The sequence below is a fragment of the Thiocapsa sp. UBA6158 genome (genome assembly GCF_002423035.1).
Classification (GTDB): Bacteria; Pseudomonadota; Gammaproteobacteria; order Chromatiales; family Chromatiaceae; genus Thiocapsa.
Map to the genome: position 1 here is coordinate 1 of NZ_DIUM01000092.1, position 8,703 is coordinate 8,703.

Sequence of the window (8,703 nt, forward strand, 5' to 3'; positions counted from 1 at the left end):
GGTGGGGGGCTTGGGAGTTACGAATAATTTACAGATGATCACGGCCCTGGTTCGTTTTGAGGCCCGCAACGCCCGAGGCCAGATCGATACGGTGCCGTTCGACCGCCTGGCCGGACGGATCAACGCGCTGCAGACCCTCTACAGCCTGCTGTCGTCGTTCGGAAAAACGGACGAAGTCGATCTCGGCATCTACCTGAGCGAGATCGTTTCGTCCGTCATGCATGCACACGCAATCGAGGGCGTCAGCCTCGATCTTAAGGTTGATTCCTATCCGGTCTCGGTCAACGTCGCGTTGCCGATCGGGTTGGTTGCGAATGAGTTGCTGACGAATGCGGTGAAGCACGCCTTTGTCGGGCGTGATGGCGGCACGATCACCTTGCGGAGCCAGTCCGATGACGGCGGTTGTCGCGTGATCATCGCCGACGACGGCAATGGCCTGCCGGATGGCGTCGACTGGCCACAACGGGGCAAGCTCGGTGAACTGATCGTCCGCTCCCTGCGACAAAACGCCAACGCCGACCTGCGCGTGGAGTCGCACCCAGGTGAAGGCATGCGTACGACGATCACCTTCACCCGCATCGCTTCGGCCCCGAAAATCCGCCTCGACAAAGAGGACCTGATATCACCGCCGTGAGCGGTGATGATCATTGCCGAAGCATCCGTGCGGGTACCAGCTTTCTGATCTCGCTCGACGGGCCAGGGAGCTGGAGCTACGCACGTGGTGATCGCGGATCCCGGGTCCGCGGGTCACACGAAGGCGCCGCCTAACCGGTGCTTCCAGATCACAGGATATCTTATGGGTATGGTGAGGTGTCCGTGCGCACAACCTGTAAGTGATGGAGCCAGCGCTCCTTTGCCCTACAAAGCGACCTCATTCGGCGGCATGAGTACATCCCGTATCTGCTCGGCAGAAGCCAGAATGCCTATCTTCATACCTCCACAACAGGCCTCTGCAACATTAAACACAAGTATAATTTTGCACCCCTGGATCAAATCTAAAATTTGAACCTGGCGATGCGTCGATCCGGCGTAGGAGGATTCCATGGCGACTCAATTCATCGACCTCGGCACTATCGACAACACGATCACACCGACACCGCCCAATGACGATTATGTCATTACCGGTAAGGACGGGAATAACACCATTACTCTCGGCAATGGTGACAATTTATTTACGCTTGGAGACGGCAGCAACACCGTGACCGTCGGTGACGGAACCGAGTTGTTGGTGTTCGGAGCCGGGAACAACACCGTGACCACCGGCAACGGTAACAGTGATATCACCGTTGGTGATGGCAGCAACACGATCGTCGTCGGAACCGGCGGCAACAAGATCGCGTTGGGAGATGGGCTCAATACGGTCAACACTGCGGCCGGCAACAACCTCGTGTCCGTCGCGGCCGCCGCGCTGACCGCCGACATCATCATGGGCGCCCTGAACAGCGGCGATGGCTCGACGAACCGGCTGGTGCTGACCACTGCCGGAACCATGATCCCGACCAACGTCAGCGGGTTTCAAACTTTCCAACTCGGGAATGGTGGGGCGAACAGCCTCACCTTGGCGGAAGGCAACTTCGCCCGCCTGCCGGACGGGGTGATTACCGTGATCGGCGGCGACTCCGGCAACAAGCTGGACGCGTCCGCGCTGTCCGCCGCGCATTCCGTCATCTTCAATGCTGGTACAGGCACCGATGCTCTGACCGGTGGCGCCGGCGACGACCGCTTCCGGTTTGCGCCGGGCAACGTCATGGGCGACCTCGTCAATGGTGGCACGGGCAATAATATCATTGAGTTGGCGGGTGGCGGGATCGGAACCCTGGATGGTCTCGGGACCAAATTTGTCGAGATCGACCAGGTCGTCCTCGCCGCCGGGGCCGCTTGGACCATAGGTTTCAATGACACCGCGTCATTCGGTGGCTCCATCGCCGGCTTCTCGTCCGATGACACCTTCGACCTGGCGAACGTGACGTTCGACGCCGGCGGCACCGCGGTCCTGGACGCGAAAAATAAGCTGCACATTACTGAAGGCGGCGTCCTCTATACAATCCAGCTCGATCCAACGGATGATTTTACAGGCCGGTCCTTTCATCTGACCACCAATGGCAGCGGCACGCAGGTAACGTTGGACAACGCGCCGTGCTATTGCGCAGGGACACACATCCTGACCGACCGCGGAGAGATCGCCGTGGAGAATTTGGCTGTCGGGGATAACGTCATCACCGGCTCCGGAGCCTCGCGTCCCATCGCATGGATCGGTATCCGCCATGTGGATTGCAGTCGCCATGGCGCACCACAGCTTGTTTGGCCCGTGCGTGTTTCCGCCGGTGCTTTTGGCACCAGTTTGCCACACCGTGACCTTTGGCTGTCACCCGACCACGCTGTTTTCGCGGAGGATGTGCTTATCCCCATCAAGCACCTGATGAACGGCACCTCCATCGCCCAGGTCCCAAGGGACTCCGTCGTCTACTATCACGTGGAACTTTCTACTCATGACATCCTGCTGGCCGAGGGCCTGCCCGCGGAGTCCTATCTAGGGACAGACTCGCGCTTGAATTTTGAGAACGCCGACGGGGCAATGCAACTCTTTCCGGACTTCTCCACGCCCGCCCCCGATAGCGGGGCAGTCTGGGAAGCACTGGGTTATGCGCCCCTGGCGATTTGTGGAAGTGAGTTCGACGCAGTCCGTCGTTGTGTTGAAACGCATGCAGCCATGGCAGGCAGACGGACGGTGCGACCGAATGTCGGGAAAAGTGGGGCGCGGCGTTAAGGTTGTTACTGCCGCCCATTTGCGCTCCCGCCACATGCCCCCCCCAGACCGTGCTGTGGGACGGTCCGTTCGAGCGCCTGCTAGCTATCCGACCTACGGATCGCGCAACCGGCAAGGCTTGGCGATCAGGCGGTTCCTGACCGGGCCAGAGGCTCGCCTGTTCGTTTGCGCGTTCTTCAACGCGACGATCACCGGCAAGGCGGCACACGGCGCCCATCCGCGGGGAGGATGTTCTCTCCGCGTGATGGACCATTCGCGCTGGGGTGCGCGGGAGCCAAGCGAGATTGGGGGTTATTTCATTGCGGATTTTGCTGTAGCTGGACCAGATCCTGATCGTAGCCCTGCAAGCTGAGCATAGTCCGTAGTCGCGGTTGCGCTGGATCGTAACCAATCATATTCCCGACAGAGTTGGTGCCGACCATCGAACGGCGGAGTTGCAGGGGGCGCTCCAGGCGCACCACCGTCCAGGTCTCGCCCATGCCCTCATTGCTTTCCTCTGAGGATTTGCTCCCCGCCTATCGGCTCACGGGAGGCAATGCGGCCAGGAACGTCTCAACATGGGGCGGGCCAACTCCCCCTTAAATACTCGGCGCGGTCCACTATATCTATACAGTCCATAGCCATTTTTTTTGAAATTAAGGCGGCTGAATTCGGATTAAACATGAAGCGGATGGCTGGATCGTCTGTTGGCGGAGGTTATTTATAGATGATCAGGATATTCCATCTCGGTGCCAATGGCAAAGCCTTCAGCAGAAGTGGCCATGCCTATGAGCCGTGCCGCCTGTCCGGGGGCGCGGAGACCCAGATGCCTCAGCCGCTATCCCAACGCCTCCGTTCAGCGACGGCCCCATTGCATCGCCAGGCCGAGGCCGCGTTAAACTTTCCTGCATGTGTGCACGATCGCGCCAGTTACGTCGCGACCCTGGTCGGGTTCTACGGGCTTTACGCGCCCTTGGAGCAGGCCCTGAGTCTACAGCGCGGTTGGGAATGCCTAGGTCTGAATTTGCGCGAACGGGTTCATTCGAGCCGCCTCGTCCGCGATTTGGCTATTCTCGGCAGTTGGCCTCCTCCCTCCATTATGGCGTCGACTGTGGGCTGGCTCACCTCATTCCCGCAGGCACTCGGTGCCCTCTACGTGCTGGAGGGGTCGACACTGGGTGGTCAAGTCATCCTCCGGCATCTGGAGGCGCGGAGTGCGGAAATTCCGACCGACGCAACCTGCTTTTTCAGCGGCCACGGCGCACAGACCGGAGCGATGTGGAAGTCCATGGTGGAGGCCCTGGACTGCTTTGGGGATCGTCATCCGGAAGCGGGGCACTCCGTGCAAGAAGGTACTACGTTGACCTATCAGGCGATCATCAGACGGTTCACCAGCCCCCTTCACCAGAGCGAGACGTCATGACCCAGCCTACGGGGATCGCGTGCGATCCGCAGCAAATGGCTGATCTCACGATTTGTGACCAAGAGCCCATACACACCCCAGGCGCAATACAACCTTGGGGCGCTCTGCTTGTCGTCGGTCGGCACGATCTGAAGGTTACCCACTGCAGTGCCAACATCGCCGAGTGGCTCGGCCTCTCCCCCGAGGCGGTGCTCGGCCTCTCACTGGACCGGGTTCTGGGCGATGAGGGGGGCCAAAGTATCCGCCGTGCGCTTGCCGACGAACGTTGGTGTTTCAGCAATGCGAGACTGGTTACCCCGCCTTCGGCAGCCTTCCCTTTGCAAATGGCTGTCCATCGTATGGACGGCTCGGTCTTCATCGAGCTCGAGGCCGTTGCGCCTGATGTGGAACAGGGCGCGGCCCTCCGCGGCGCCTTGACGGTGATGCAAGCGCTCCACGCCGCGAGCAGTCAACGTGAACTGTGTGCCATTGTCGTAGCGCAACTTCGTCAATTGACCGGCTACGACCGGGTCATGGTCTACCGTTTTGATCGGGAAGGTCACGGCGAAGTTGTTGCCGAGGCCCGCGACCGCGATCTTGAGCCATATTTGGGGTTGCGTTATCCCGCGTCTGATATTCCCCGTCAGGCCCGACGCATCTATCTGGCGCAACGCGTCCGATCGATCGCCAACGTGGATTATACGCCCGTCCCGGTTCTTGCCGATCCCGCTCTGGGAGCGCACCGTCGGCTCGATATGACGCTGTGCGGGCTGCGATCGGTCTCGCCGATACACCTCGAATACATGCGGAACATGGGCACCCAAGCCAGCCTCGGTGTGTCGTTGATACTAAACAACGCGCTGTGGGGCATGCTTGTATTCCACCATCGGTCTCCTTTGGCCATCACGGCAGACCTGAGGGCCCAGTGCGATCTCATCGGCCAGCTCGTCTCGCTGCTTCTCGGAAGTCTGGGAGAGGCTGAATCCTACGCGGAGCAACTCGGTCGCCAGCGTATGTTCCATGAGATTGTGGGGCGATTGGCCGATTCAGGGCCGGTGATAGACGCGTTGTATGCCAGCGGCGACACGCTTCTCTCCCTGGTGCAGGCAGGAGGTGCGGTGATCCGCCTCGGAGAGCGCACAGTTACCCTCGGCGTGACGCCACCTGGCGACGCAATTCAGCGTGCGATGGTAGCATTGCGCGCGACGTCGGAGGGCGCAGCTGTCGCGGTGGACGAACTCCAGGAGATTCTGCCCGACTGGTCCCTCCACAACGGGCTTGCCAGCGGAGCATTACTCCTGCCCCTGCCTCCCAATGCGGCGGATGTGATCATCTGGTTTCGCCCGGAGATCGAACGTATAATCAATTGGGCTGGGAACCCTTGTAAGCCGACCGCGCCCCAGACAATTAGCGGCCGCCTATCGCCCCGACACTCATTCGCTGCTTGGCAGGAGTTGGTACGCGGACATTCGAAGCCGTGGCAGGATGCAGATCGTGGCCTCGCACATGAGCTGCAGCGGATGGTGACGATGGCCCTTGCGCGCGAGGCGGAGGCCGAGCTGGCCAAGCTGCGGTACTACGATACTCTGACCGGCTTACCAAACCGGCGGATGTTCGAGGAACAGCTGGACGCACAGGGCGTTGGACCAGACACCGGGCTCCTGTATCTTGATCTCGATCACTTCAAGGCAGTCAATGACACGCTAGGCCACCAAGCCGGAGACGCCCTGCTGCGTGCGGTCGCCGAGCGTCTGTCCGGTTGCGTCCGAAAGGGCGACCTAATTGTGCGGCTAGGGGGGGACGAATTCGTAATCGTTCAGGCGGGCGGCGAGCAGCCATTTCGATCGGTCGCGTTGGCCCAGAGGGTCGTCGCCGCCCTCAACCAGCCCTTCGAACTGAACGGACAGCAGGTCGGAATCGGCGTCAGTATCGGCATTGCGCTTGGACAGATCGGTGCCGTGCCCGACGGACTGCTGAGAGATGCCGACCTGGCGATGTATCAGGCGAAGGCGGGTGGGCGCGGCAACTACCGCCTGTTTCACGCCGGGACCCCGCAAGCCCCACAACGGGCTGCTGCGCCCGAGGAGGACCTGCACCTCGAACGTGACCCCACTCAGGCTGATGCAACAGCATTCTCCATTTGGGCTGAGCGGACCGCGATGTCTGAGTGGGGCGGGACACTCGAGCGTCTGCTGATGTCGACGTCGCGAGCTATGATCGTGACCGATGATCGTCAACACGATAATCCTATTGTGTTCATTAACCCCGCATTTACAGCGATGACTGGTTATTCGGCGCTCGAAGCTTTAGGTCAAAACTGCCGTTTCCTACAGGGACCTGCGACCGATACCAACATCGTCCGAGATATTCGCGACGCACTTGAGGGCGGTCGTTCCATCAGGCGAGAAATTCTGAACTACCGCAAGGACGGCAGCTCCTTTTGGAACGATTTGACAATTGACCCCATTCACAATGCAGCGGGTGAGCTCAGTGGATTTGTGGGGGAAGCGCACCGCATCAGCCGGCCTCGGTGATGCGATAGATGCTGTAGGACCCTTTGGCCCCCTCCTTGTTGGGCCCGACCTGGCGGACGCGATCAAGGACATCGACCTGGATGCCCTTCTTCTTCAACCCGGCGAGGAAGCCGCGCACCGTGTGACTCTGCCAGTTGGTGGCCTCCATGATCTGGGCGATGGCCGCGCCCTCATCCCGGCGCAGCAGGGTGAGCACCGCCTGCTGCTTGGTCCCCTCGCGCGGGCCCCGTGGGGTGCCGACGTGGCGGGCGGGCTTGTCGGCCAGTGCGGTTCGGAGCGCCGCCATCGGCCCCTCTAGGGCGGCGATCATGTCGGTCTCGCGGTTGGTCTCATCGGTCCAGGCGGCAAGCACCGCCTCCGCCGCCTGCCGCAAACCCCTGCGTGCCGGCGCCGTGGGCGCGGTCTCGAGGGCGTCGGCCACCGCGGCGGCTTCGCGTGCCACCGCATCATCCGTAGCCGTGTCCGGCAACGTCGGCGCGTCGGTCGGGGCGTCCGACAGTCCGATCGCGGCGAGACCCTCCGACGTGGCGCGCAGCATCAACGGCCCCGCCTCCTCATCCAACCGCCAAGCGTAGGCGGCATCGTTGATGGGCGCCGGCACTTCCTCGACCAGCCCCCTGTTCAGCAGGGACCGGACCACCTGATCGCGGGCGGCGGCCGGCAGGCTTGGGGGACGGACCAGATGGTCCTCGCGGGTCGCGGCGTGCTCCAGCACCGCGCGGGCGGTGTCGGAAAGCTTGATCGGGGTCTGCGTCATGATCGCGTCTCCTGGGTAGGGAGGGCGACCACCGCCCTCCTACGACCCGGAGCCCCGCCGGGCCGCACCCGGTCGGGGCCGTCGCGGGTGGAGGTCCTTCAGACCCCAAGGAACGCCGTGATCTCCTTCAGGCGCTCGGTGACGAAGCCGAGACTGCCGGCGTCACCCCAGGTCACGCGCTCGGGGTTGGCACCGAAGTGGTCGTCGCTGGCGGCGGCGATCCGGGCCAGCAGGACGTCGATCTCGGCCTTGCCCGCCATGAAGGCGGCCAGGGCGGTTTCGTTGCTCTTCGGGCTGGTGGTCATCTGGTCCTCCATCCGCGGAGGGTTTGTTCTCTCCACGTGATGGACCATTCGCGCTGGGGTGCGCGGGAGCCAAGCGAGATGGGGGGTTTTCATTACAAAGTGGTCGGAGATCGGATCATCATGTGCTTGGACCACCCAAGCGATCATCGGTGGCCATACTGAGTGCGTCGGCCTCCTCTCTCTGGTAGCGGCGCGGTACCCCGATCGGACGTCTTGGTGCGCGTTGGGCGCCTGACCTGCGAGGCATGGCTGGCCGACGCGGTCACATTCCCTGTGGCCGCCGTGGTGCGGAAGGCCTTGGTGTCTGAAGCGGAGGCGCCGCCGCCATCGGACCTGGCCCCACGGTTCTGGGTGACAGTTCTCGGGTAGCCGTGCGCGAACCCGTCGCCCGCCGATCTCGGTGTGCAGCCCTATCAAAACCATCGACGTACATCTTGGAGGTAACAATGACCGATCCAGCCAACAGCGGTGCGGCCGGCGGTGCCGGTCTCGCAGCGGTGGTTGTCATGTTGATGACGCCGCCCCGGTCACCGCGCGAATGGGCGGTCGGTCTGATCAGCACCGTTGTTGCCAGCATTGGCGGCGGTGCCGCCGTGATCGAGCATTTCGGACTGCAACCCTGGGTGAATTCTTCCATAGGCCTCTGTGCCATGGGCGGGCTGGTCTTCGCCGGCGGTCTGCCGGGCTGGGCTGTCGTCCGAACTCACGGGCGGATGCGCATGGCGAGAAATAACGCTTCTAGAAAGCGTGTTGCTTGAAGCGCTAAATGCTAACGTACGGTATGTCAGAGCTAATCAATTCACCAAGCTGGCCCGGCGTTCCCCTGGCGATTGTATCGGCGGTTCTGTTTGGCGTGACGACCCCCGTCTCAAAAATTCTACTCGGCTCGGTCGACCCGCAATTGCTGGCTGGTCTGCTCTATTTGGGTGCGGGGCTCGGGCTTGCCGGCGTTCACCTTG

General features: G+C 62.0%; 8 protein-coding genes. 5 read left to right on the top strand and 3 right to left on the bottom strand.

Translation table 11 applies throughout. The annotated features are described in order from the left end of the window. Both B4N44_RS12720 and B4N44_RS12725 read left to right on the top strand, forming a co-directional pair. The coding region (locus B4N44_RS12720) for a sensor histidine kinase (protein WP_296701374.1) at positions 1-634 on the top strand (634 nt) is incomplete at its 5' end. Between the two features lie 408 nt (positions 635-1,042). After that, on the top strand, positions 1,043-2,767 hold the full coding sequence (locus tag B4N44_RS12725) for a Hint domain-containing protein (protein WP_296701375.1): 1,725 nt from the start codon (positions 1,043-1,045) through the stop codon (positions 2,765-2,767). A 296-nt stretch (positions 2,768-3,063) separates the two neighbouring features. On the opposite strand, the gene B4N44_RS12730 is transcribed toward B4N44_RS12725, so the two are convergent. Continuing rightward, positions 3,064-3,246 (bottom strand): hypothetical protein, encoded by a 183-nt coding sequence (locus B4N44_RS12730; protein WP_296701377.1) that lies wholly within the window; start codon positions 3,244-3,246, stop codon positions 3,064-3,066. Between the two features lie 227 nt (positions 3,247-3,473). Between B4N44_RS12730 and B4N44_RS12735 the strand changes: the two genes are divergently transcribed. Together B4N44_RS12735 and B4N44_RS12740 are read left to right on the top strand one after the other, a co-directional pair. Next, positions 3,474-4,169: a biliverdin-producing heme oxygenase gene (locus B4N44_RS12735; protein ID WP_296701380.1), complete on the top strand. Its 696-nt coding sequence runs from the start codon at positions 3,474-3,476 to the stop codon at positions 4,167-4,169. After that, a complete protein-coding gene (locus B4N44_RS12740; RefSeq protein WP_296701383.1) occupies positions 4,166-6,682 on the top strand; it encodes a diguanylate cyclase domain-containing protein in 2,517 nt (838 codons plus the stop codon). Before B4N44_RS12735 ends, B4N44_RS12740 begins: the two co-directional genes overlap by 4 nt. Here the strand turns inward: B4N44_RS12740 and B4N44_RS12745 are convergent. Continuing rightward, positions 6,666-7,439, bottom strand: coding sequence for a DUF3489 domain-containing protein (locus B4N44_RS12745; protein WP_296701386.1), 774 nt, complete (start codon positions 7,437-7,439; stop codon positions 6,666-6,668). The two genes, B4N44_RS12740 and B4N44_RS12745, sit on opposite strands and share 17 nt — an antisense overlap. Before the next feature lie 98 nt (positions 7,440-7,537). Further along, on the bottom strand, positions 7,538-7,744 hold the full coding sequence (locus tag B4N44_RS12750; RefSeq protein ID WP_296701388.1) for a hypothetical protein: 207 nt from the start codon (positions 7,742-7,744) through the stop codon (positions 7,538-7,540). A gap of 446 nt (positions 7,745-8,190) precedes the next feature. Between B4N44_RS12750 and B4N44_RS12755 the strand changes: the two genes are divergently transcribed. Next, the gene (locus B4N44_RS12755; protein ID WP_296701390.1) at positions 8,191-8,502 is read left to right on the top strand and encodes a hypothetical protein; all 312 of its coding nucleotides are present in this window, start codon (positions 8,191-8,193) and stop codon (positions 8,500-8,502) included. Positions 8,503-8,703 lie beyond the last annotated feature (201 nt).